This window comes from Streptomyces sp. NPDC008150, from assembly GCF_042956945.1.
Taxonomy (GTDB): Bacteria; Actinomycetota; Actinomycetes; order Streptomycetales; family Streptomycetaceae; genus Streptomyces.
Map to the genome: position 1 here is coordinate 147,343 of NZ_JBIBHJ010000010.1, position 22,894 is coordinate 170,236.

The 22,894-nt window shown below is 73.6% G+C and carries 18 protein-coding genes and 1 pseudogene; 10 read left to right on the forward strand and 9 right to left on the reverse strand.

Translation table 11 applies throughout. The annotated features are described in order from the left end of the window. Positions 1-8: 8 nt before the first annotated feature. Positions 9-1,208: a saccharopine dehydrogenase NADP-binding domain-containing protein gene (locus tag ACFZA0_RS24115; RefSeq protein ID WP_391020530.1), complete on the reverse strand. Its 1,200-nt coding sequence runs from the start codon at positions 1,206-1,208 to the stop codon at positions 9-11. Between the two features lie 238 nt (positions 1,209-1,446). Between ACFZA0_RS24115 and ACFZA0_RS24120 the strand changes: the two genes are divergently transcribed. From ACFZA0_RS24120 to ACFZA0_RS24130, 3 genes are all read left to right on the forward strand, one after another. Then, positions 1,447-2,595, forward strand: coding sequence for a CoA transferase (locus ACFZA0_RS24120; RefSeq protein ID WP_391020532.1), 1,149 nt, complete (start codon positions 1,447-1,449; stop codon positions 2,593-2,595). 139 nt (positions 2,596-2,734) lie between these two features. Beyond that, the gene (locus ACFZA0_RS24125) at positions 2,735-3,949 is read left to right on the forward strand and encodes an acetyl-CoA C-acetyltransferase (protein WP_391020533.1); all 1,215 of its coding nucleotides are present in this window, start codon (positions 2,735-2,737) and stop codon (positions 3,947-3,949) included. Positions 3,950-3,992: 43 nt separating this feature from the next. Further along, entirely contained in the window at positions 3,993-6,167 is a 2,175-nt protein-coding gene (locus ACFZA0_RS24130) for a 3-hydroxyacyl-CoA dehydrogenase NAD-binding domain-containing protein (protein ID WP_391020535.1), read from the forward strand. 97 nt (positions 6,168-6,264) lie between these two features. Here ACFZA0_RS24130 and ACFZA0_RS24135 read toward each other — a convergent pair. Next, positions 6,265-6,465: pseudogene (locus tag ACFZA0_RS24135) on the reverse strand (hypothetical protein); the annotation flags it as partial. A 178-nt stretch (positions 6,466-6,643) separates the two neighbouring features. After that, positions 6,644-7,366: a MerR family transcriptional regulator gene (locus ACFZA0_RS24140; RefSeq protein ID WP_391020537.1), complete on the reverse strand. Its 723-nt coding sequence runs from the start codon at positions 7,364-7,366 to the stop codon at positions 6,644-6,646. A 278-nt stretch (positions 7,367-7,644) separates the two neighbouring features. Here ACFZA0_RS24140 and ACFZA0_RS24145 point away from each other — a divergent pair, with 278 nt between their 5' ends. Next, positions 7,645-9,120 carry an amino acid permease gene (locus ACFZA0_RS24145; RefSeq protein WP_391020539.1) on the forward strand — a complete coding sequence of 492 codons (1,476 nt, stop codon included), beginning with the start codon at positions 7,645-7,647 and terminating at the stop codon, positions 9,118-9,120. 250 nt (positions 9,121-9,370) lie between these two features. Here the strand turns inward: ACFZA0_RS24145 and ACFZA0_RS24150 are convergent, their stop codons facing one another. From ACFZA0_RS24150 to ACFZA0_RS24165, 4 genes are all read right to left on the reverse strand, one after another. Further along, positions 9,371-11,788 (reverse strand): Tex-like N-terminal domain-containing protein, encoded by a 2,418-nt coding sequence (locus tag ACFZA0_RS24150; RefSeq protein WP_391020540.1) that lies wholly within the window; start codon positions 11,786-11,788, stop codon positions 9,371-9,373. Between the two features lie 108 nt (positions 11,789-11,896). Next, a complete protein-coding gene (locus ACFZA0_RS24155) occupies positions 11,897-12,025 on the reverse strand; it encodes an LPFR motif small protein (protein ID WP_391020542.1) in 129 nt (42 codons plus the stop codon). Between the two features lie 680 nt (positions 12,026-12,705). Beyond that, positions 12,706-13,575, reverse strand: a complete 870-nt coding sequence (locus ACFZA0_RS24160; protein ID WP_391020544.1) for a hypothetical protein — start codon at positions 13,573-13,575, stop codon at positions 12,706-12,708. A gap of 9 nt (positions 13,576-13,584) precedes the next feature. After that, positions 13,585-14,406 (reverse strand): enoyl-CoA hydratase-related protein, encoded by an 822-nt coding sequence (locus ACFZA0_RS24165; RefSeq protein ID WP_391020546.1) that lies wholly within the window; start codon positions 14,404-14,406, stop codon positions 13,585-13,587. Positions 14,407-14,669: 263 nt separating this feature from the next. Between ACFZA0_RS24165 and ACFZA0_RS24170 the strand changes: the two genes are divergently transcribed. Beyond that, positions 14,670-15,173 (forward strand): ATP-binding protein, encoded by a 504-nt coding sequence (locus ACFZA0_RS24170; RefSeq protein ID WP_391020837.1) that lies wholly within the window; start codon positions 14,670-14,672, stop codon positions 15,171-15,173. Between the two features lie 57 nt (positions 15,174-15,230). On the opposite strand, the gene idi is transcribed toward ACFZA0_RS24170, so the two are convergent. Together idi and ACFZA0_RS24180 are read right to left on the reverse strand one after the other, a co-directional pair. After that, complete coding sequence (gene idi / locus ACFZA0_RS24175; RefSeq protein ID WP_391020548.1) at positions 15,231-15,824, reverse strand: isopentenyl-diphosphate Delta-isomerase; 594 nt, start codon at positions 15,822-15,824, stop codon at positions 15,231-15,233. Between the two features lie 318 nt (positions 15,825-16,142). Further along, a complete protein-coding gene (locus tag ACFZA0_RS24180; RefSeq protein ID WP_391020550.1) occupies positions 16,143-17,099 on the reverse strand; it encodes a cation diffusion facilitator family transporter in 957 nt (318 codons plus the stop codon). A gap of 451 nt (positions 17,100-17,550) precedes the next feature. Between ACFZA0_RS24180 and ACFZA0_RS24185 the strand changes: the two genes are divergently transcribed. From ACFZA0_RS24185 to ACFZA0_RS24205, 5 genes are read left to right on the forward strand one after another with little or no spacing between them, the layout of a single operon-like run. Continuing rightward, the gene (locus ACFZA0_RS24185; RefSeq protein WP_391020551.1) at positions 17,551-19,380 is read left to right on the forward strand and encodes a DUF5941 domain-containing protein; all 1,830 of its coding nucleotides are present in this window, start codon (positions 17,551-17,553) and stop codon (positions 19,378-19,380) included. Beyond that, positions 19,377-20,129: a sugar phosphate nucleotidyltransferase gene (locus ACFZA0_RS24190; protein WP_391020553.1), complete on the forward strand. Its 753-nt coding sequence runs from the start codon at positions 19,377-19,379 to the stop codon at positions 20,127-20,129. Before ACFZA0_RS24185 ends, ACFZA0_RS24190 begins: the two co-directional genes overlap by 4 nt. Further along, complete coding sequence (locus ACFZA0_RS24195) at positions 20,117-21,178, forward strand: iron-containing alcohol dehydrogenase (RefSeq protein WP_391020555.1); 1,062 nt, start codon at positions 20,117-20,119, stop codon at positions 21,176-21,178. The genes ACFZA0_RS24190 and ACFZA0_RS24195 overlap by 13 nt, the downstream gene beginning before the upstream one ends. Beyond that, positions 21,156-21,938 (forward strand): CDP-alcohol phosphatidyltransferase family protein, encoded by a 783-nt coding sequence (locus tag ACFZA0_RS24200; RefSeq protein ID WP_391020557.1) that lies wholly within the window; start codon positions 21,156-21,158, stop codon positions 21,936-21,938. The genes ACFZA0_RS24195 and ACFZA0_RS24200 overlap by 23 nt, the downstream gene beginning before the upstream one ends. 8 nt (positions 21,939-21,946) lie before the next feature. After that, complete coding sequence (locus ACFZA0_RS24205) at positions 21,947-22,819, forward strand: glycosyltransferase (protein ID WP_391020838.1); 873 nt, start codon at positions 21,947-21,949, stop codon at positions 22,817-22,819. Positions 22,820-22,894: the final 75 nt, after the last annotated feature.

Genomic DNA, 22,894 nt, shown 5'->3' on the forward strand with positions numbered 1-22,894 from the left:
GCGGCCGGTCAGCGGTCCTGGCTCGCGGCCACCCGGAAGCCGATGCCGGCCGCACGCAGCCGGTCCGTCAGCGCGTCGCCCATCGCGACCGCGGGCGTGACCTGCCCGGACGTCGGCGGGAGGTCGTCGAAGGCCAGGGCGAGCGCCGCCTCGGCGAAGATCTTCGCCGTCTCGTCGTAGCCGGGGTCGCCGCCCGTCACCTCGGTGAACACCCGGCGGCCGCCGCCCTCGCCCACGAAGCGCACCGAGAACCAGCTCCGCGCCCGGCGTTCGGCGCTCGGCCCGTCGCCGGAGGCCAGCCGCCCGGACAACCAGTGCCGCACGGGCGGGACTTGGGCCGCCGCGACCAGTGCGGCCGTACCCGCGACCGAGGCGAGAGCCACGGGCAGCCGGCGCACGGCCGCGTAGTGGCGGTAGCGGAAGTCGGGGCCGTAGCGGTCCAGTGCCCGCGCGGACCGGCACACCACCTGCGGGTCCACGGTCGGCAGCGGCAGCGCCCAGGCACCGACCTCCGGTGCGAAGCGGGGCGCGGCGAGCGGCGCGGACGTGCGCCGCGCCGTCGGCCGAGGCTCGCGGCGGCGCCGGTCGCGCGCGGCGGCGAGCATCCGCGGTCCGCGCGCGACCTGGGTCAGCGCGGACGCGAGCGTCCCGCCGGAGGGGGCGCCGCTCACGCGCACGTACCCGTCCACGGTCAGCGGCACCCCCTCGGGCAACTGCCGCACGGTGAACAGCACGCCCAGGTCGTGCGGCACGGAGTCGAAGCCGCACGAGTGCACCAGGCGGGCGCCGGTCTCCCGCGCGCGTGCGTGGTGCCGCAGGTACATCAGGTCCACGAACTCCGGCTCGCCGGTGAGGTCGAGGCAGTCGGTGCCGCTCTCCGCGCACGCCGCGACGACCGCCTCGCCGTACGTCAGGTACGGGCCGACCGTGGTCGCCAGTACGCGTGTGCGGGCGGCGAGGTCGCGCAGCGAGGCCGGGTCGGTGACGTCGGCGCGCACCACGTCGGGGCGTTCGCCGCCCGGCAGCGAGTCGCGCAGCGCGTCCAGCTTCCCGGTGTTCCGGCCGGCGAGGGCCCAGCGCAGTCCGGCCGGGGCGTGGTCCGCGAGGTACGCGGCGGTGAGGGCGCCGACGAAGCCCGTGGCGCCGAGGAGCACCACGTCGTACGGCCGGTCCGGGTGGGGGAGTTCGGAGGTGCTCAGGCTGTTCATGACGCCTCTCGGTTCGGTGGTCCGTGTGCCGGCGCGCGGACGGGGCTAGCGTGATACCAAGCGCTTGCTCGCCCGGACCTTGTGCCCGGTCGGGCGGCTTCGTAGCATCATCGGTGTTACAGCGGTTGTGTCACAGTGCGCCGCGTGCGAGCGGGCCGCGTTCACACGGGGCGTGCCCGTGCGGGTGTGCCCGCGCGGGTTCGTGTCCAAGCATGTCGTGTCGAACACTGGGGGCCGGATGACAGGGACGACGGCGCCGGGCCGCGGCCCGCTCGCGGGCGTGCGCGTGGTCGAGCTGGCCGGCATCGGGCCCGGTCCCTTCGCCGCCATGCTCCTGGCCGACCTGGGCGCCGACGTCGTCCGCGTGGACCGCCCCGGCGACCCGGTGATCGCGGTCCCGGCCCGGTACGACGTGACCAACCGCAACAAGCGCTCGGTGGTCGTCGACCTGAAGACGCCCGAGGGGGCCGCGCGGGTCCGCGAACTGGCCGCGCGCGCCGACGTGCTGATCGAGGGACTGCGTCCCGGCGTCGCGGAGCGCCTGGGCGTCGGGCCCGCCGACTGCCACGCGCTCCGTCCCGCGCTCGTCTACGGGCGGATGACCGGCTGGGGCCAGGAGGGGCCGCTCGCCCCCACCGCCGGCCACGACATCGGCTTCGTCGCCGTCACCGGCGCGCTCGGCATGATCGGCGCCGGGGACGGTCCGCCCGCCGTACCCGCCAACCTCCTCGGCGACTACGCGGGCGGTTCGCTCTACCTGGTCGTCGGGATCCTCGCCGCCCTGCACCACGCCCGTGCCACCGGCACCGGCCAGGTGGTGGACGCCGCGATCGTGGACGGCACCGCCCACCTCACCGCGATCATGCACGGCATGCTGGCCGCGGGTGCCTGGCAGGACCGCCGCGGCGTCAACCTCCTCGACGGCGGCTGCCCCTACTACGGCACGTACGAGACGGCCGACGGGCGGTACATGACGGTCGGCGCTCTCGAACCGCGCTTCTACGCCGAGTTCGCCCGCCTGCTGGACCTCGGGGACGAGAGCGCCGCCCAACGCGACGACCCCGCCCGCTGGGACGACCTGCGCGCCGCGGTCGGCGCCCGTTTCCTGACCCGCACCCGGGACGAGTGGACCGCCGTCTTCGACGGCTCCGACGCCTGCGTCGCCCCCGTCCTGTCGCTCCTGGAGGCCCCCGACCACCCGCACTTGGCGGCCCGGGGCACGTTCGTCGAGCACGACGGGATCACCCAGCCCGCCCCCGCGCCCCGCTTCTCCGCCACCCCGGCAGCGGTCCGCAGCGGTCCGGTGCTGCCCGGCGCCGACACGGCCGCCGTGGCGCGCGACTGGGACGTGCCGGGGCTCGTCGCGGACGGGGCGCCCGCCCGGTGAGCGCGGTCCGGGCCGCAGGTCACCCTCAACGCCCTTTCCCCCGGGGCGCGTTCGCGCCCCTCCCCACCGTCACGGCGCCCCGGACCCTCCCGGCCGCCACCGCCGTCCGGCACCGCACCCCTCGTCGAAAGGCTTGTCAGTGAGCACCGAAGCGTACGTGTACGACGCGATCCGCACCCCGCGCGGGCGCGGCAAGGCCAACGGCGCGCTGCACGGCACGAAGCCCGTCGACCTGGTCGTCGGGCTCCTCCACGAGATCCGCGCGCGCTTCCCCGGCCTCGACCCGGCGGCCGTCGACGACGTCGTGCTCGGTGTCGTCGGCCCGGTCGGCGACCAGGGCTCCGACATCGCCCGCATCGCCGCCATCGCGGCCGGACTGCCCGACACCGTGGCCGGGGTGCAGGAGAACCGCTTCTGTGCGTCCGGCCTCGAAGCCGTCAACATGGCCGCCGCGAAGGTCCGTTCGGGCTGGGAGGACCTGGTGCTGGCCGGCGGCGTCGAGTCGATGTCCCGGGTGCCGATGGCCTCCGACGGCGGCGCCTGGTTCAACGACCCGATGACCAACCTGGCGACCAACTTCGTGCCGCAGGGCATCGGCGCCGACCTGATCGCCACGATCGAGGGCTTCGGCCGCCGCGACGTCGACGAGTACGCGGCCCTCTCCCAGGAACGCGCCGCCGCGGCCTGGAAGGACGGCCGCTTCGAGCGGTCCGTCGTCCCGGTGCGGGACCGCAACGGCTTCGTCGTCCTCGACCACGACGAGCACGGACGCCCCGGCACCACCGCCGAGTCGCTGGGCCGGCTCAAGCCGTCGTTCGCCGACATCGGCGAGCTGGGAGGCTTCGACGCGGTGGCCCTGCAGAAGTACCACTGGGTGGAGAAGATCGACCACGTCCACCACGCGGGCAACTCCTCCGGCATCGTCGACGGCGCCGCCCTCGTCGCCGTCGGCTCGCGCGAGGTGGGGGAGAGGTACGGCCTCACCCCGCGCGCCCGCATCGTGTCCGCCGCGGTGTCCGGCTCCGAACCCACCATCATGCTCACCGGCCCGGCCCCCGCCACCCGCAAGGCGCTCGCCAAGGCCGGCCTGACCATCGACGACATCGACCTCGTCGAGATCAACGAGGCGTTCGCGGCGGTCGTGCTGCGCTTCGCGAAGGACATGGGCCTGTCCCTCGACAAGATCAACGTCAACGGCGGCGCCATCGCGCTCGGCCATCCGCTCGGCGCCACCGGCGCGATGATCCTCGGCACCCTCGTCGACGAACTGGAGCGCCAGGACAAGCGGTACGGCCTCGCCACCCTCTGCGTCGGCGGCGGCATGGGCATCGCCACGATCGTCGAACGCGTCTGACCCGGCGGATCACGAGACTCACGAGACTCAACGGAGAGCAGTCATGACCGAGAGCACCACCATCCGCTGGGAACAGGACGACACCGGTGTCGTCACCCTCGTCCTCGACGACCCGAACCAGTCGGCGAACACGATGAACCGGGCGTTCACCACGTCCCTCACCGCCGTCGCCGACCGCCTGGAGGCCGAACGCGACAGCATCCGCGGCGTGATCGTCACCTCCGCGAAGAAGACCTTCTTCGCCGGCGGCGACCTGCGCGACCTGATCCGGGTCACCCCGGAGACCGCCGAGGAACTCTTCGAGGGCACCCTCGCGATCAAGCGGAACCTGCGCCGCATCGAGACCCTCGGCAAGCCCGTCGTCGCCGCCCTCAACGGCGCGGCCCTCGGCGGCGGTTACGAGATCGCGCTGGCCTGCCACCACCGGATCGCCCTCGACGCGCCCGGCTCCAAGATCGGCTGCCCCGAGGTCACCCTCGGCCTGCTCCCCGGCGGGGGCGGCGTGGTGCGCACCGTGCGGCTGCTCGGCATCACCGACGCCCTGCTCAAGGTGCTGCTCCAGGGCACCCAGTACAGCCCGGCGCGCGCCCTGGAGAACGGCCTCGTCGACGAAGTCGCCGCCACTCCCGAGGAGTTGACCGCCAAGGCCCGCGCGTTCGTCGACGCCCACCCCGAGTCCCAGCAGCCGTGGGACCGGCCCGGCTACCGCATCCCCGGCGGCACCCCCGCCAACCCGAGGTTCGCGGCCAACCTGCCCGCCTTCCCGGCGAACCTGCGCAAGCAGACGAACGGCGCGCCCTACCCGGCCCCGCGCAACATCATGGCCGCCGCCGTCGAGGGCGCCCAGGTCGACTTCGAGACCGCCCAGGTCATCGAGGCGCGCTACTTCGCGGAACTCGCCGCGGGCCAGACCTCGAAGAACATGATCCAGGCGTTCTTCTTCGACCTCCAGGCCGTCAACTCCGGCGCCAACCGCCCGAAGGGCGTCGAGCCCCGCGAGGTCCGCCGGGTCGCGGTCCTCGGCGCGGGCATGATGGGCGCCGGCATCGCGTACTCCTGCGCCCGCGCCGGCATCGACGTCGTCCTCAAGGACGTCACCCCGGAGGCCGCCGCCAAGGGGAAGGCGTACTCGGAGAAGCTGTGCGCGAAGGCCGTCGGACGCGGACGCACCAGCCAGGAGAAGGCGGACGCCCTGCTCGCCCGCATCACCCCCACCGCCGAGGCGGCGGACCTGGCCGGCTGCGACGCCGTCATCGAGGCGGTGTTCGAGGACCCGGCGCTCAAGCACAAGGTCTTCCAGGAGATCCAGCACGTCGTGGACGCCGACGCGCTGCTCTGCTCGAACACCTCGACGCTCCCGATCACCGCGTTGGCCGAAGGCGTCGAACGCCAGGCCGACTTCGTCGGGCTGCACTTCTTCTCGCCGGTCGACAAGATGCCCCTGGTCGAGATCATCAAGGGCGAGCGCACCGGCGACGCGGCGCTCGCCCGCGCGTTCGACCTGGTGCGGCAGATCCGCAAGACGCCGATCGTCGTCAACGACTCGCGCGGCTTCTTCACCTCCCGCGTCATCGGCCACTTCATCAACGAGGGCGTCGCGATGGTCGGCGAGGGCATCGAGCCCGCCTCCGTCGAGCAGGCGGCGGCCCAGGCCGGCTACCCCGCCAAGGTGCTCTCGCTGATGGACGAGCTGACCCTGACCCTGCCGCGCAAGATCCGCAACGAGTCGCGGCGGGCCGTCGAGGAGGCCGGCGGCACCTGGGCCGGTCACCCCGCCGAGGCCGTCGTCGACCGCATGGTGGACGAGTTCGGCCGCACCGGCCGCAGCGGCGGCGCCGGTTTCTACGAGTACGCGGACGGCCGCCGTGCCGGGCTCTGGCCGGGCCTGCGCGAGCACTTCACCAAGCCGGGCCACGAGATCCCGTTCGAGGACATGCGCGAACGCATGCTGTTCGCGGAGGCCCTCGACACGGTCCGCCTCCTGGAGGAGGGCGTCCTCACCTCCGTGGCGGACGCCAACATCGGCTCGATCCTCGGCATCGGCTTCCCCGGCTGGACCGGCGGCGTGCTCCAGTACGTCAACGGCTACGCGGGCGGCCTGCCCGGCTTCGTGGCCCGCGCACGGGAACTGGCGGAGCGCTACGGCGAGCGGTTCACGCCGCCCGCGCTGCTGGTGGCGAAGGCCGAGAAGGGCGACACGTTCACGGACGGCCGCTGACGGCCGCTGACGGCCGGACCGGCCGCCCCGCGACCCGACGGCCGGGCCGTACGCGCGCGCGTACGGCCCGGCCGTCGGGTCGCCACCGGTACGGGTGCTGTTCCGCCTCCGCGTGCCACCAGCGGGGCGGCGACGGACCACGGGCCGCCGACAACGGCTGGTCGGGGTGCAGCCCCAGCCGCCGCAGCGCGTCCGCCCGCACGCGTACGTCGAAGAAGCCGCGCCAGTGCCCGTCGGCGCCGATGCCGCAGGCCAGGTTCCCGCACACCTCGTCCGGCGCGAAGGGCGCCCAGTCGATCCCGCGTTCGCGCAGTCAGGCGCGCAGCGCGGCCTGCGGCGAGAGGCGGCCGGGCAGGTTCTCGTAGCCGAGCGCGGTGATCCAGGTGTCGTCCGGTGCGTCCATGCGCCGATGGTGCCCCGAGGCACCGTCCCGCCGCACGCGTTTTCCGCCCCGTGGACCCAGCCGCCCCGCGAACTCAGCCGCCCGCGGCCTCCGCCCCCGGCTGCTCCCCGAGCCACTCCCGCAGCTCCTCCTTGAGCGAGCGCTGGAACGCGGTCAGCAGCGCCTGCACGACCAGTGGCTGCATGTGCGCGGACAGGGACTTCACGTCCTCGGCGGCGCGCTCGGCGACCGCGTCCCGCAGGAGCCCCGACATCGCCTGCGCGGCGGCACGGGAGTGGTCGATCAGAACGCCGCGGGCGGCGAGGATCGTCTCCTGGGACAGCGGCACGTCGAGCAGCCGCACGCCGAGGCGCAGCAGCCCCGAGTCGACGCGGAAGACGCCGTCGCCGTCCGGCGCGACGACGCTCATCGCCGTGAGCCGCCGCACGTCCTCGTCGGACAGCTTCCGTCCTGCACGCCGGTCCAGCTCGGCCCGGTCGAGCCGCTCCACGGCCTCGGGCCCCCAGGAGGCCACGACGGCGCGGTGGATCGCGAGGTCCTGGGGGCTCAGGTCCGCCGGCAGCTGCCCGAGGTAGCGCTCGATGGCCGCGAGGGTCATCCCCTGCTGCTGCAACTCCTCGATCAGCGCCAGCCGCGACAGATGACCACGTCCGTAGTGCCCGACCCGGCGCGGCCCGATGACCGGGGGCGGCAGCAGCCCCCGCGTGCTGTAGAAGCGGACGGTGCGCACCGTGACTCCCGCACGGGAGGCCAGTTCGTCGATGGTGAGGACCGGCTCCCCGGTGTCGGTGGTCATGCGCAGCAGTATCGCTGTCCCACCACTGCCGCGACACCTCCGGCGACGGGGGCGGGAGGCGGACGGCCGGCGGCGCCGACGGAGATCCCGTGAGCGTCCCGGGGTCGTCCGGGGAGGGGGCGTGGTGGCTGTGCGGAGATCGGGCGGTGTGACGTTCCGCACCGTGTAACCGCAGGTGGGGTGGGCAGGCGGCGCGGAGGTCGGGGCCGGACGGGCGCCGGCCGTACGCAAGGACCCGGGCCGCGGCCCGGGCGCACCGGACAGCAAGTGGAGCCTCCGTGAGCAAGCAAGCCGTGGACACGGCACAGGCCGCCGTCGGCCGCGACGCGGCCACAGCGCCCGCGGACGCGGGCGACGCCGGCTACAGCAAGGACCTCAAGCACCGGCACGTCAACATGATCGCCATCGGCGGCGCGATCGGCACCGGCCTGTTCCTCGGCGCGGGCGGCCGCCTGAACACCGCCGGACCGGCCCTCGCGCTCGCCTACCTCGTCTGCGGGATCTTCGCCTTCTTCGTCGTGCGGGCCCTGGGCGAGCTGGTGCTCTACCGGCCCTCGTCCGGGTCCTTCGTGTCGTACGCGCGCGAGTTCCTCGGCGAGAAGGGCGCCTACGTCGCCGGCTGGATGTACTTCCTGAACTGGTCCACGACCGGGATCGCGGACATCACCGCCATCGCGCTCTACGCCCACTACTGGAGCCTGTTCACGAGCGTGCCGCAATGGCTGCTGGCGCTGGTCGCCCTGGGGGTGGTGCTGGCGGTGAACCTGATCTCCGTGAAGATCTTCGGCGAGATGGAGTTCTGGTTCTCCATCGTCAAGGTCACCACCCTCGTCGCGTTCATGCTCATCAGCATCTGGCTGCTCGCCACCCGGCACCCCGTGGGCGGCACCATCCCCGGCACCGGCGTCCTCGCCGACCACGGCGGTGTCCTTCCGCACGGCGTGATGCCCGTCGTCCTGGTGATGCAGGGCGTGATCTTCGCGTACGCGGCGCTCGAACTGGTCGGTGTCGCCGCGGGCGAGACCTCCGAGCCCGAGAAGGTCGTGCCCCGCGCCGTGAACTCGATCATGTGGCGGGTCGCGGTGTTCTACGTCGGCTCGGTCGTCCTGCTCGCGCTGCTGCTGCCGGGGTCGGCGTACTCGGCGGGGGAGAGCCCCTTCGTCACCGTCCTGTCGAAGATCGGCGTCCCGGCGGCCGGTGACGTCATGAACCTGGTGGTGCTCACGGCCGCCATGTCGTCCCTCAACTCCGGCCTCTACTCGACGGGCCGCATCCTCCGCTCCATGTCGACGGCGGGCTCCGCGCCCCGCTTCACCGGCCGGATGAACCGCAGCCAGGTCCCGTACGGCGGCATCCTGCTGACCTGCGGGGTCTGCGTGCTCGGCGTGGGGCTCAACTACCTCGTCCCCGCCGACGCGTTCGAGATCGTGCTCAACGTGGCGTCCCTCGGCGTCGTCAGCACCTGGGTGATCATCATGGTCTGCCACCTGGCCTTCGTCCGGCGCGCCAAGGAGGGTCTGGTCACGCGCCCCTCCTTCCGGCTCCCGGGCAGTCCGGTCACCGAGGTGGTGACGATCCTGTTCCTGCTGGCCGTGCTCGGCCTGATGTGGAACGACCCGGAGGTGGGCCGCAAGACCCTGCTGCTCGTCCCGCTCATCGCGCTCCTGCTGGTCGGCGGCTGGTTCCGGGTCCGCGGCCGGGTCGCGCGGAACGCGGACGACGCCCGAGGCGAACTGCCCGACACCGCGCGGTAGTCGGGGCGGCGGCCGGGAGCCGGGACCGGGGCGTCCCGCTCGTCGTAAACCGGACCGAACTGGACCGGACCGGACCGAACTGGACCGGACCGGACTGGATCGGATCGGACCGTCCGTGCGCCGGGGGCCGACGGTGACCGGTGACGGCCTCCCAGGAGGCCGTCACCGGGTGCGAAGGCAGAACTGGCCGGGCCCCGGCCCCCGTCGTCAACGGGGGCCGGGGCCCGGCCGGTTCAGCGCCCGGCGCTGCTCAGCGCTTGCCGCCCTGCTTCGGGTCGACCAGTCCGGCGCGGCGCAACGCGTCGGCCATCGCACTGTTGGAGGGCGCGGGGGCCTGACGCGCGTTGCCGCCGCCGCCACCGCCGCCCCCGCCGGTGCTGCCGCCGCCGCGGCCCTGACGCTGCTGCGGCGGGCGGCCGGTGCGCTGCCGGCGACCGTCGCCACCGCCCTGGCGCTGCGGCTGCTGCCCGGGTTCCGCCGGGGCCGCCGCCTGGTCGTCGAGGCGCAGCGTGAGCGATACCCGCTTGCGCGGGATGTCGACGTCGAGCACCTTGACCTTGACGATGTCACCGGGCTTCACGACGTCGCGCGGGTCCTTCACGAACGTCCTCGACATGGCCGACACGTGCACCAGGCCGTCCTGGTGCACACCGATGTCGACGAACGCGCCGAACGCGGCGACGTTGGTGACCACGCCCTCCAGCACCATGCCGGACTCCAGGTCGGAGAGCTTCTCCACGCCGTCCTTGAAGGTGGCGGTCTTGAAGGCGGGGCGCGGGTCGCGGCCGGGCTTCTCCAGCTCCTTCAGGATGTCCGTCACCGTCGGCAGCCCGAAGGTGTCGTCGACGAAGTCGTCCGCCCGCAGCGACCGCAGCACGGCGGTGTTGCCGACGAGCGAGGCCACCGTCTGGCCCGACGTCTTCACCATGCGGCGCACGACCGGGTACGACTCGGGGTGCACGCTGGAGGAGTCCAGCGGGTCGTCACCGCCGCGGATGCGCAGGAAGCCGGCGCACTGTTCGTACGCCTTGGGGCCGAGCCGGGCCACGCCCTTGAGCGAACTCCGCGACGTGAACGGGCCGTTGGCGTCGCGGTGCGCCACGATGTTCTCCGCGAGGCCGGAGGAGATGCCCGACACCCGGGCCAGCAGCGGCACCGACGCGGTGTTGACGTCGACACCGACTCCGTTCACACAGTCCTCGACCACCGCGTCCAGCGACCGCGACAACTTCACCTCGGACAGGTCGTGCTGGTACTGGCCGACACCGATCGACTTCGGGTCGATCTTCACCAGCTCGGCCAACGGGTCCTGAAGACGCCGCGCGATGGAGACCGCGCCGCGCAACGAGACGTCCATGTCGGGCAGTTCGCGCGACGCGTACGCGGACGCCGAGTACACCGACGCGCCCGCCTCCGACACCATCACCTTGGTGAGCTTCAACTCCGGGTGCTTGGTGATCAGTTCGCCGGCGAGCTTGTCGGTCTCCCGGGACGCCGTGCCGTTGCCGATCGCGATCAGGTCGACCGCGTGCTCCTTCGACAGCCGCGCCAGCTTCGCGATCGCCTCGTCCCACCGGTTGGCGGGGACGTGCGGGTGGATGACGTCCGTCGCGAGCACCTTGCCGGTCGCGTCGACCACCGCGACCTTCACACCGGTACGGAAGCCGGGGTCCAGGCCGAGCGTCGAGCGGGTGCCGGCCGGGGCCGCGAGCAGCAGGTCGCGCAGGTTCGCGGCGAAGACACCCACCGCGTCGTCCTCGGCGGCGGTGCGCAGCCGCAGCCGCAGGTCGATGCCGAGGTGCACCAGGATGCGGGTCCGCCAGGCCCAACGGACCGTGTCCTGGAGCCACTTGTCGCCGGGACGGCCGCGGTCGGCGATCCCGAAGCGGTGCGCCACGATGCCCTCGTACGAGGACGGGCCCTCCGTCGGCTCCTCCGGCTCCAGGACCAGGTCGAGGACCTCCTCCTTCTCGCCGCGCAGCAGCGCCAGCACCCGGTGCGAGGGCAGCGCGGTGAACGGCTCCGTGAAGTCGAAGTAGTCGGCGAACTTGGCGCCCGCCTCCTCCTTGCCCTCCCGCACCTTGGCGGCCACCCGGCCGCGCCGCCACATGCGTTCGCGGACCTCGCCGATCAGGTCGGCGTCCTCCGAGAACCGCTCCGTGAGGATCGCGCGGGCCCCGTCGAGGGCGGCCTGCGGTTCGGCGACCCCCTTGTCGGCGTCGACGAACGCGGCGGCCGCGGCGAGCGGTTCCACCGACGGATCGGTCAACAGGCCCTCCGCGAGCGGTTCGAGCCCCGCCTCACGGGCGATCTGCGCCTTGGTGCGCCGCTTCGGCTTGAACGGCAGGTAGATGTCCTCCAGGCGTGCCTTCGTCTCGGCACCCCGGATCTGCGTCTCCAGCTCCTCGGTGAGCTTGCCCTGCTCACGCACCGAGTCGAGGATCGCGGTGCGCCGCTCCTCCAGCTCGCGCAGATAGCGCAGCCGCTCCTCCAGCGTCCGCAGCTGCGCGTCGTCGAGCGACTCGGTCGCCTCCTTGCGGTAGCGGGCGACGAAGGGCACCGTCGAACCGCCGTCGAGCAGCTCCACGGCGGCCCGCACCTGCCGCTCCCGTACGCCGAGTTCGTCGGCGATCCTGCTTTCGATGGACCCTACGAGGGGTGTCGTCACGTTCCCGTACCGCCTTCTCCACTTCGGGTTGCGCCGCAATTGTGGCAGGTGACGACGGCGCCGTGGGATCTGGGCGGTTCCGCGCGATTCGCGCGGGGGACCTCGCGGTCAGGCCTTGCCGTGCGTCGAGGAGGACGCCCCGCCGAACAGCCGGGCGAGCGCGCGGAACGGAAGCGTGACGACGGTGGCGATGGCGCCGCCGATCTGGCGGAGCACGTCGGCGATGGCACGGAACACGGTTGCCTCCCTGTGCTGTCCCCGGTCCGGACGACCGGGAGGGCACCGTACGAGTACCGCGCGAGCCCCGGCTCATGCGTGCCGGGGGCGGGGTGACCTGCGCCGCCCGGCGCCGGCCCGCGCGGGACGCCCGGCGCCGGCCGGCGTCGGCCGACGCGGGATGCCCTGCGCCACCCGTTCACGCGGGGCTCGCGCGTGCCGGGGGCGCACGGGGCCGCCGCCGCTCCCCTCGGGCGGTGATCGCCGTCGGCTGGGAGATCCGTGCGGCTGGCTCGTCCGGGGTCGATGCGTGCCGAGGTCCGGATTGCCGTGCCTACGACTGGGAGCCCGGTGCCGCCCGCCCTTCCGGGCGGTGATCGCCGTCGGCTGGGAGATCCGTGCGGCTCGCTCGTCCGGGGTCGGTACTTGCCGAGGTCCGGAGGACCCGTGCCGACGACCGGGGGCGGGTGCCGTCGGCTGGTCCCGAGCTCGTGCGTGCCGCCGGCTTCGTGGCCTGTGCCGTCCGCTCGTGCCGGGCTCGTACGTGCCGCGTGGCCCGTGCCGCCGGCTCGTCCCCGGCCCGTGCCTGCCGACGGCCGCGTGACCGGTGCCGCCCGCTCGCCCCGGCCCCGTGCGTGCCGGCGGCCGGCGGCCGGCGGGTCCCTGCCGTCCGGTCGCCGGCCGCGTCCCCGGCGGCCGGCTCAGGCCTTGCCGACCAGGTCCGCCGGGAAGGCGCCGGCCGCTGCCGCCGCGCGGGCGAAGGCCGTGCCCAGCTCCGTCAGACGGGCGACGCCCTCCGTGCCCAGGTGGGCGTACGGCGCCCGGTCGAGGCGGTCGGTCTCCGCCTCGATCTCCGCGCGCAACGCGACGCCCCGCTCGGTGAGTTCCCCCGAGGTGTCGAGCAGTCCGCGGTCCCGCAGCCGTGCGGCGGCCGCGTCCCAGTCCTCGCGGGTCCAGCCGCGCGTGGCGGACACCCAGGCGGGGGTCATGCCGCGGCCGGTCGCGGTGTGCGTGACGACGGCTTCGAGTCCGTCCAGTTCCGCCGACATCAGCGCGGCGAGGTGGCCGTCCCCGCGGTGCTCGCGCAGCAGGGTCGTCCCGTGCCAGTAGGCCAGGTGCGGTTCCTCGGGCACGGGCAGGTCGGCGTGCGCGGAGTACAGGGGGCGGGCGGTCCGGGAGCAGGCCTCGGCGGCGCGCAGCGCGAGGGCCGCCGCCTCGGCCATCTCGTCCGACGCCACCGCGTCCGCGCCCAGCAGGCGCCGCACGGACGCGTCGACGGCCCGCAGGCGCGCGGCCAGCACCTGCTCGGGTGCGGCGGTCCGCCACACGGCGGGCACGTGCCGGGCGACCAGCTCGTACTTGTAGTTGTAGAACGTGGCCGTCACCGTCCCGGCCCCGACCGCGCCGAGGGCGGCGGAGCGTACCGCGAAGTTGACGGCACGCGGGCTGGTGATGCCGACGGCGCCCAGTTCGGCGCCCAGTTCGGGCGCGAAGTAGTGCGTGGCGTGCAGGGAGTTGAGCACGTTGTGACAGCGGCGTCCCGCACGGTGATCGGTGGCGGCAGTAGTCATGCCCGCACGTTACCGACTGGTCGGTTTCTTCTCCATGGGTGGGCGTGTCTTCGTTGCGCTCGGCTCCCGGGAACCGTCCGCGGCGGGTGTGCGCCACGTGAAGCGGGGCCGCCGGCGCTCCAGGAAGGCGTCGACGCCCTCGGCGGTGTCGGCGTTCCCGTCCGCCAGCCGCGCCCAGTGGTCGTCCCGGTCCGTGCGGCCGTTCGCGAACTCCTTGGCCGCGGCCTGGGTGAGCTGGGAGCGCGAGGCCAGCACCGCGGTGAACTCGGCCACCCGTGCATCGAGTTCGGCGCCGCCCGGCAGCACTTCGTCGACCAGTCCGGTGCGTAGGGCGCGTTCGGCGTCGATCAACTCGCCCGAGAACAGCAGGTACTTGGCGGCAGCGGGACCCACCAGCGACACCAACCTCCTTGTGGAGGAGGCCGGGTAGACGATGCCGAGCTTCGCCGGGGTCACGCCGAACAGGGCGTCGCCCGCGGCGAACCGCAGGTCGCAGGCGGCCGCGAGCTGGGCGCCGCCGCCCACGCAGTGTCCGCGCACGGCGGCGAGCGTCGGCCGGGGGAAGGCGGCCAATGCCTCCTCCGCCGCCACCGCGAGCCGCTGGGCCTCGGCGGGGGAGCCGCGCAGGGTGGAGATGTCGGCGCCGGCGCAGAACGTGTCGCCCTCGCCGGTGAGCACGAGGGCCCGCACGCCGGGGTCGGCGGCCAGGGTGTCGAGGAGCGGCGGCAGGGCGCGCCACATCGCGGCGGTCATGGCGTTGCGCTTGTCGGGGCGGTGGACGACGACGGTGGCGACCGAGTCGGCGACCCGGTGCAGCAACTGCGGCTCCATGGGCCGGATGCTATCCGCCGTGCCGCGCGGACGATCGAGGAGGGCGCGGCCGGCCGGACCGTGCCGTCCTCCCGCCCCTCGCCCCAACACGTCCGAAATCGGCACCGCAGCGACAGACGCGATCATGTGCGCGGTCGAAGCGTCCCGGAACGGTCGGGAACGCTCGATATCGGCTGACTTCTGTTCAGTCCTGCGGAGCGGAGCGGTCCGTTACCAACACTCGACGTGTGGTGACAATCGAGCGCAAGGGTGGCGACCGGACGATGGAGAACCATGAGCGTGGGCCCGGTCCACGCTCAGCAGGCGAGGCGGACGCGCTCCCGGGACCGGAACGGCCGACGGGGCCCCTGCCGTACGAGGGCGTCTGGCGGTTCACGGCCCCCTCCGTCGAGGCGTCGGTCCCGCAGGCCAGACGCGCGGTGCGCGACCTGCTGCTGCGGCAGGGGGTGCCCGCGTCCGAGGACACGGTCCACGGGCTGCTGCTGATCGTCTCGGAGCTGGTGACGAACGTGGTGCGGCACGCCGCCCTGCTGTCGCCCACCCTCGCGGTGGAGATCGCGGTCGGCGCGCAGTGGGTGCGGGTGTGCGTGGAGGACAACCACCCCTACCGCCCGACCGCCCTGGAGACCGATCACGGCGAAGGAGGGCGCGGGCTGCTCCTGGTCCGTGAGATCACCCGGGAGGCGGGCGGGATGTGCGACGTCGAGCACACGGCGAGCGGGGGAAAGGTGATCTGGGCGGTCCTGCCGCTCACGAGCGAGCCGTGACGGCCGCCGCCGGGCGGGGGCCCGTCCCGGCGGACACGCACTCGGACCGACGGGTGCTCACCAGCCGGTGGCGGGGTCCGTCAGCTCGCGCACCGCGGGACGGGCGGCGTCCAGCACCGTCATGAACCACGCGGAGAAGGGGTCGCGCGCGTGCCGCTCCGCCAGCTCCTGCGGGGTCACGAAGGCGGTCGCGCCGACCTCCTCCTCGTCCGGGTGCACGGCGGACTGCACCAGCCCGACGAAGAGGTGGTTGAACTCCTGCTCCACCAGGCCCGAGTCGGGGTCCGGGTGGTTGTAGCGCACGGTGCCCGCCTCGGCCATCAGCGACGGCGAGACACCCAGCTCCTCGTACGTACGCCGGGCCGCCGCCGCGAACGGCGCCTCGCCCGGGTAGGGGTGGCCGCAGCAGGTGTTGGACCAGACGCCGGGGGAGTGGTACTTGCCCTGGGCGCGCTGCTGGAGAAGCAGCCGGCCCTGCTCGTCGAAGAGGAAAACGGAGAACGCGCGGTGCAGCTGCCCGGGCGCCTGGTGGGCGGCCAGCTTCTCGGCGGTGCCGATCGTCGCACCGTTCTCGTCGACCAGTTCCAGCAAAATCGCGTCTGCGGCGCCGTTCGACGGACTGTGCGTCGCGGTGGCAGGTGTGATCGGCATACCCATCCTTCACGTCGGTCTTCGGACCCCAGTCTGCCGTACAGAACCGGCACTCCCGGCGCTTCGGGCGCGCCCGCATGTCCCGCGCGACGGGGCGCGGGGCGTGGGCGGGGCCGCGGGGACGCCGGGAGCGGGGCCCGGTGACTGATCGTGCCCGGAGCGCCGGGCGGAGAACCGGGCGGGGTACCCGTACCCGTGTTCTAACGGTCCTCGGGTGCGCGGCGCGCGGTCCGGCCGGTCCCGCGCCGCCCCTCCGACGCGAGACGTACGGGCCCGTCCGGGCCGGCCGCCGCGAGGCAGGTCAGTGGCAGAGGCGGGTCAGTGGCAGAGGCGGGCCTCGTGCTCGGCGTGCCCGCTCGGCTCCAGCTGGAAGGTGCAGTGCTCCACGTCGAAGTGGACGCCGAGGCACTGCTGGAGTTCGTGCAGCATCTTCTCGTGCCCGACCGCGCTCAGTACGTCGGAACGTACCACCACGTGCGCGGACAGCACCGGCAGGCCCGAGGTGATGGTCCAGGCGTGCAGGTCGTGGATGTCCTCCACGCCGTCCAGCGCCAGCATGTGCTGGCGGACCTCGGCCATGTCGACGCCCCGGGGCGCCGCTTCGAGCAGGACGTCCAGCGTCTCGCGCAGCAGGCCCCAGGCGCGCGGCACGATCAGCAGGCCGATGGCCAGCGAGGCGACCGGGTCGGCCGCCTGCCAGCCGGTGGTCAGGATGACCGTCGCGGACACCACCACCGCGAGCGAGCCCAGCGCGTCCGCCGCCACCTCCAGGAAGGCGCCGCGGACGTTGAGGCTGTCCTGGCGCCCGCGCATCAGCAGCGCCAGCGAGACGGAGTTCGCGACCAGACCGACCACGCCCAGTACGACCATCAGGCCGCCCGAGGTGTCGGCGGGGGTGAAGAAGCGGCTGACCGCCTCGTAGAGGACGTATCCGCCGACGCCGAACAGGAGCAGGCAGTTGGCGAGCGCGGCCAGGATCTCGGCGCGGGCGAAGCCGAAGGTGCGGTTCTCGCTCGGCGGACGGTTCGCGAAGTGGATGGCCAGCAGCGCCATGCCGAGCCCGAGGGCGTCGGTGGCCATGTGCGCCGCGTCCGCCAGCAGGGCCAGGGAGTTCGCGAGCAGACCGCCCGCGAACTCCAGCACCATCACGCCGAGCGTGATCGCCAGGGCGGTCCGCAGCCGTCCGCGGTACGCCGCCGCGGCCGTGCCGGTGGTCGGGGCGCCCTGCGCGTGACCGTGGTCGTGGCCGTGACCGTGGCTGTGTCCTGCCCCCATGTCGCACCCCTCCTCTCGCCGTCCGGGATCACAGTCAACTACGGGCCGGGGGTATCCGGCAATGCGGCACTGAACACCGTTGTCGTCTGCCCTGACCTGCGCAAACGAAGCGCAGGTCAGGGTGGTCCGGACCCGTCGCCGCGGCCGCCGGGAGCGGTCGCGGCGACGGGGGCGCGACGGGCGGAGCGTCCCCGCTCGCCGCTGTCGCGCCCTTTGCCGCGTATGCCTGGGTCTGGGGGTGTGGTTTGTGGCGCGGGCCCCGGATCGCCGATGATGATCTCGGCAAAGGCCCTGGCAGAGCCCGTTGATCGGGCAGTGAACGGGCGGTGAACGCGGGGCGGCCCGCATCCGATAGCCTCTGCCGACATGCCGTCCGGACGCCGCAGGCCGTGGGCGTCGCACCATGCACACGACCGGCGCGTACGCGTCGGCACCCAGGGAGTGAGTTCGGTTGTCGACCGCAATCCTCACCGGTCAGCCGGCCCCCGGATCGTCGATCGAGGGCGATCTGCGCACGCTCGGCTTCGACGTCCGGACCGCGGCCGACGCCGCCGAGGCGGAGACGCTCCTGGCGCGGGTCCCGGCCGCCGAACGCGTCGCCGTCGTGGACAGCCGCTTCGTCGGCCACGTGCACGCGCTGCGCCTCGGCCTCACCGACCCCCGGTTCCCGCTCGCCGCGGTGCCCGGCGCCGTGACGGCCCGGCCCGAGGGCCGCCAGGCGCTCACCCGCGCGATGGCCCGCGAGACCTCCGGCGCGGTACGCGCCGCCGCCCCCGCCGAGCAGGGCGGCGCCCCCGCCCTCGCGGTGGACAGCCTCGCCGACCGCGTGGTCACCTCCCTGGAGACCGACGGCACCGACGTGTACCGCCCCGAGCTGGGCAGTCTCGTCGCCGCCACCCCCTCGCTCCCGCAGGACCGCGAGGAGACGCGCCGCGCGGTCGCCGCCGTCGACGACGAGGCCATACGCCTGAAGTCGGCGGTCAAGGCCCGCGACGGCTTCTTCACCACGCACTGCATCAGCCCGTACTCCCGTTACATCGCCCGCTGGTGCGCCCGCCGCGGGCTGACCCCGAACCAGGTCACCACCGCCTCGCTGATCACCGCGCTGATCGCGGCCGGCTGCGCCGCCACCGGCACCCGCGCCGGGTACGTGGCGGCCGGCGTCCTGCTCCTCGCCTCCTTCGTACTGGACTGCACGGACGGCCAGCTCGCCCGCTACTCCCTCCAGTACTCCACGCTCGGCGCCTGGCTCGACGCGACCTTCGACCGCGCCAAGGAGTACGCCTACTACGCGGGGCTCGCGCTCGGCGCGGCCCGCGGCGGCGACGACGTGTGGGCGCTCGCCCTGGGCGCGATGGTCCTCCAGACCTGCCGGCACGTCGTCGACTTCTCCTTCAACGAGGCGAACCACGACGCCACCGCCAACACCAGCCCCACCGCCGCCCTCTCCGACCGCCTCGACAGCGTCGGCTGGACCGTGTGGCTGCGCCGCATGATCGTGCTGCCCATCGGCGAGCGCTGGGCGCTGATCGCCGTGCTCACCGCGGTCACCACGCCCCGCATCACCTTCTACGTCCTGCTGATCGGCTGCGCCTTCGCCGCGACGTACACCACCGGCGGGCGGCTGCTGCGGTCGGTGACCCGCAAGGCCCGCCGCACCGAGCGCGCCGCGCAGGCGCTCAAGGACCTGACCGACAGCGGTCCCCTCGCCGGGGCGGTGGCACGCGTCACCCGCGCGGTGCGCCTCCCGGCGCCCGTCCTCGCCCTGGTGGGCGGCCTGCTCGTGGTGATCGCCGCCGCCGTGTGGGGCGCCTCGTGGGCCACCGCCGGATGCGCCGCCGGTTACGCCGTGCTCTCCGGCGCGGCCGTCGCCCGCCCCCTCAAGGGCGCCCTCGACTGGCTGGTCCCGCCCTTCTTCCGGGCGGCCGAGTACGGCACCGTGCTGATCCTGGCCGCCAAGGCGGACATGAACGGAGTGCTTCCGGCGGCTTTCGGGCTGGTGTCCGCGGTCGCCTACCATCACTACGACACGGTCTACCGCATCCGCGGCAACGCGGGCGCCCCGCCGCGTTGGCTGGTGCGGGCGGTCGGCGGTCACGAGGGCCGCACCCTGGCCGTCGCGGTCCTGGCCGCGCTGCTCACCGCCGAACAGTTCAAGGTCGCGCTCACGGTTCTCGCCGTGGCCGTCGCCCTGGTGGTGCTCGCCGAGAGCGTCACCTACTGGGTGTCCGCCCACAAGGGCGGGGCGCCCGCAGTACACGACGAAGGAGAACCCGCATGATCGGCCTCGTGCTGGCGGCCGGCGCCGGACGGCGTCTGCGCCCCTACACCGACAGCCTGCCCAAGGCGCTGGTGCCGGTGGGGCCCGCGGGGATAGAGGGAGAGCCCACGGTCCTGGACCTGACCCTCGGCAACTTCGCCGAGATCGGTCTCACCGAGGTCGCGGTCATCGTCGGCTACCGCAAGGAGGCCGTCTACGAGCGCAAGGCCGCGCTGGAGGCGAAGTACGGCCTCAAGCTCACCCTCATCGACAACGACAAGGCCGAGGAGTGGAACAACGCCTACTCCCTGTGGTGCGGACGTGACGCCCTCAAGGACGGCGTGATCCTCGCCAACGGCGACACCGTGCACCCCGTCTCCGTCGAGCACACGCTGCTCGCCGCCCGCGGCGAGGGCCGGAAGATCATCCTCGCCCTCGACACGGTGAAGAACCTCGCCGACGAGGAGATGAAGGTCGTCGTGGACCCCGTCAAGGGCGTCCGGAGGATCACCAAGCTGATGGACCCGGCCGAGGCGACCGGCGAGTACATCGGGGTGACCCTCATCGAGGGCGACGCGGCCCCGGAACTCGTCGACGCGCTGAAGACCGTCTGGGAGACCGACCCCCAGCAGTTCTACGAGCACGGCTACCAGGAACTGGTCAACCGCGGCTTCCGGATCGACGTGGCGCCCATCGGCGACCTCGACTGGGTCGAGATCGACAACCACGACGACCTCGCCCGTGGACGGGAGATCGCGTGCCGGTACTGACCAGGCTGATCCCCTCACCGGTCGTCGTCGACATCCGCCCGGGTGCCCTCGACGACCTCGGCTGCGTCCTCGCCGACGAGCGCATCTCGCACTCCGGCCGGCTCGCCGTCGCCGTCAGCGGCGGCTCCGGCGCCCGGCTGCGCGAGCGGATCGCGCCGACCCTGCCCGGCGCGACCTGGTACGAGGTCGGCGGCGGCACCCTGGACGACGCGATCCGGCTGGCCGGCGAGATGAAGGGCGGCCACTACGACGCGGTCGTCGGCCTCGGCGGCGGCAAGATCATCGACTGCGCCAAGTTCGCGGCGGCCCGGGTCGGGCTGCCGCTGGTCGCCGTCCCCACCAACCTCGCGCACGACGGGCTGTGCTCGCCGGTCGCGACGCTCGACAACGACGCGGGCCGCGGTTCGTACGGCGTGCCCAACCCGATCGCCGTCGTCATCGACCTGGACGTCATCCGCGAGGCCCCGGCCCGCTACGTGCGCTCCGGCATCGGCGACGCCGTCTCGAACATCTCGGCCATCGCGGACTGGGAACTCGCCCACCGCGTCAAGGGCGAGAAGATCGACGGCCTCGCGGCGGCCATGGCCCGGCAGGCGGGCGAGGCGGTGCTGCGCCACCCCGGCGGCATCGGCGACAACGGCTTCCTCCAGGTGCTCGCCGAGGCGCTCGTCCTCAGCGGCATCGCGATGTCGGTGTCCGGCGACTCGCGGCCCTCCTCCGGCGCGTGCCACGAGATCAACCACGCCTTCGACCTGCTGTTCCCCCAGCGCGCTGCCAGCCACGGCGAGCAGTGCGGCCTGGGCGCGGCCTTCGCGATGTACCTGCGGGGGGCGCACGAGGAGTCGGCCTACATGGCCCAGGTGCTGCGCCGCCACGGGCTGCCCGTGCTCCCCGAGGAGATCGGCTTCACGGTGGACGAGTTCGTCCGCGCCGTGGAGTTCGCCCCGGAGACCCGGCCCGGCCGCTTCACGATCCTCGAACACCTCGACCTGAAAACCGACCAGATCAAGGACACCTACGCCGACTATGTCAAGGCCATCGGTAGCTGAACTCCGGCCGGTCGTGCACCCCGAAGGGGTGAAGGACCGCCGCAGCGGTGAGCACTGGGCGGGACGCCTGTACATGCGGGAGGTGTCGCTGCGCGTCGACCCCTTCCTGGCCAACACCCGCATCACGCCCAACCAGCTCACGTACCTGATGGTCGTGGCGGGCGTCCTGGCGGGCGCCGCGCTGCTGATCCCCGGTCTGGGCGGGGCGGTGCTCGGCGCCGTCCTCATCCAGGTGTACCTGCTGCTCGACTGCGTCGACGGGGAGATCGCGCGCTGGCGCCGGCAGACGTCGATCACCGGCGTCTACCTCGACCGCGTCGGCCACTACCTCTCCGAGGCGGCCCTGCTCGTCGGCTTCGGCCTGCGCGGCGCCGACCTCTGGGACGGCGCCGAGGGCCCCGAGTGGCTCTGGGCGTTCCTCGGCACGGTGGCCGCGCTCGGCGCGATCCTCATCAAGGCCGAGACGGACCTCGTCGACGTCGCCCGCGCCCGCAGCGGCCTGCCCGCCGTCCGGGACGAGGCCGCGGCGCCGCGTTCCTCCGGGCTGGCACTGGCCCGGCGGGCGGCGGCCGCGCTCAAGTTCCACCGCCTGGTCGGCGGCGTCGAGGCCAGCCTGTTCATCCTGCTGGTCGCCGTCCTCGACCTGATCGGCGGCGACCTCTTCTGGACCCGCCTCGGCATCGCGGTCCTGGCCGGCATCGCCGTACTCCAGACGCTGCTGCACCTGGTGTCCATCCTGGCTTCGAGCAGGCTCCGGTGAGCGCGGGCATGAAGGTCGGCGCCGTCGTCATCACGATGGGCAACCGCCCCGAGGAGCTGCGCGCGCTGCTCGACTCGGTGGCCAAGCAGGACGGCGACCACGTCCAGGTCGTCGTCGTCGGCAACGGCTCCCCGGTGCCGGACGTCCCCGAGGGCGTCCGCACGGTCGAGCTGCCCGAGAACCTCGGCATCCCCGGCGGCCGCAACGTCGGCATCGAGGCGTTCGGCCCCGGCGGCCGGGACGTCGACATCCTGCTGTTCCTGGACGACGACGGCCTGCTGGCCCGCACCGACACCGCCGAGCTGTGCCGCGAGGCCTTCGCGGCCGACCCGGAGCTGGGCATCATCAGCTTCCGCATCGCCGACCCGGAGACCGGTGTCACCCAGCGCCGGCACGTCCCCCGGCTGCGCGCCTCCGACCCGATGCGCTCGTCGCGGGTGACGACCTTCCTGGGCGGCGCCAACGCCGTGCGTACGGAGGTTCTCGTACAGGTCGGCGGACTGCCCGACGAGTTCTTCTACGCCCACGAGGAGACCGACCTGGCCTGGCGGGCGCTCGACGCGGGCTGGATGATCGACTACCGGTCCGACATGGTCCTGTACCACCCGACGACCGCCCCGTCCCGGCACGCCGTCTACCACCGCATGGTCGCCCGCAACCGCGTGTGGCTCGCCCGCCGCAACCTGCCCGCGCTGCTCGTGCCCGTCTACCTGGGCGTGTGGGCGCTGCTCACCCTGGCGCGCCGCCCCTCGAAGCCGGCGCTGAAGGCGTGGCTGGGCGGTTTCCGGGAAGGCTGGTCCACTCCGTGCGGTCCGCGCCGGCCCATGAAGTGGCGCACGGTGTGGCGGCTGACCCGACTGGGCCGCCCCCCGGTCATCTGACAGGCTCGCAGCCGAGGGACCGGACGCGCACCCCGCGTCCGGTCCGCGCCGCCCCACCGGCCGGGCATTCCGAAG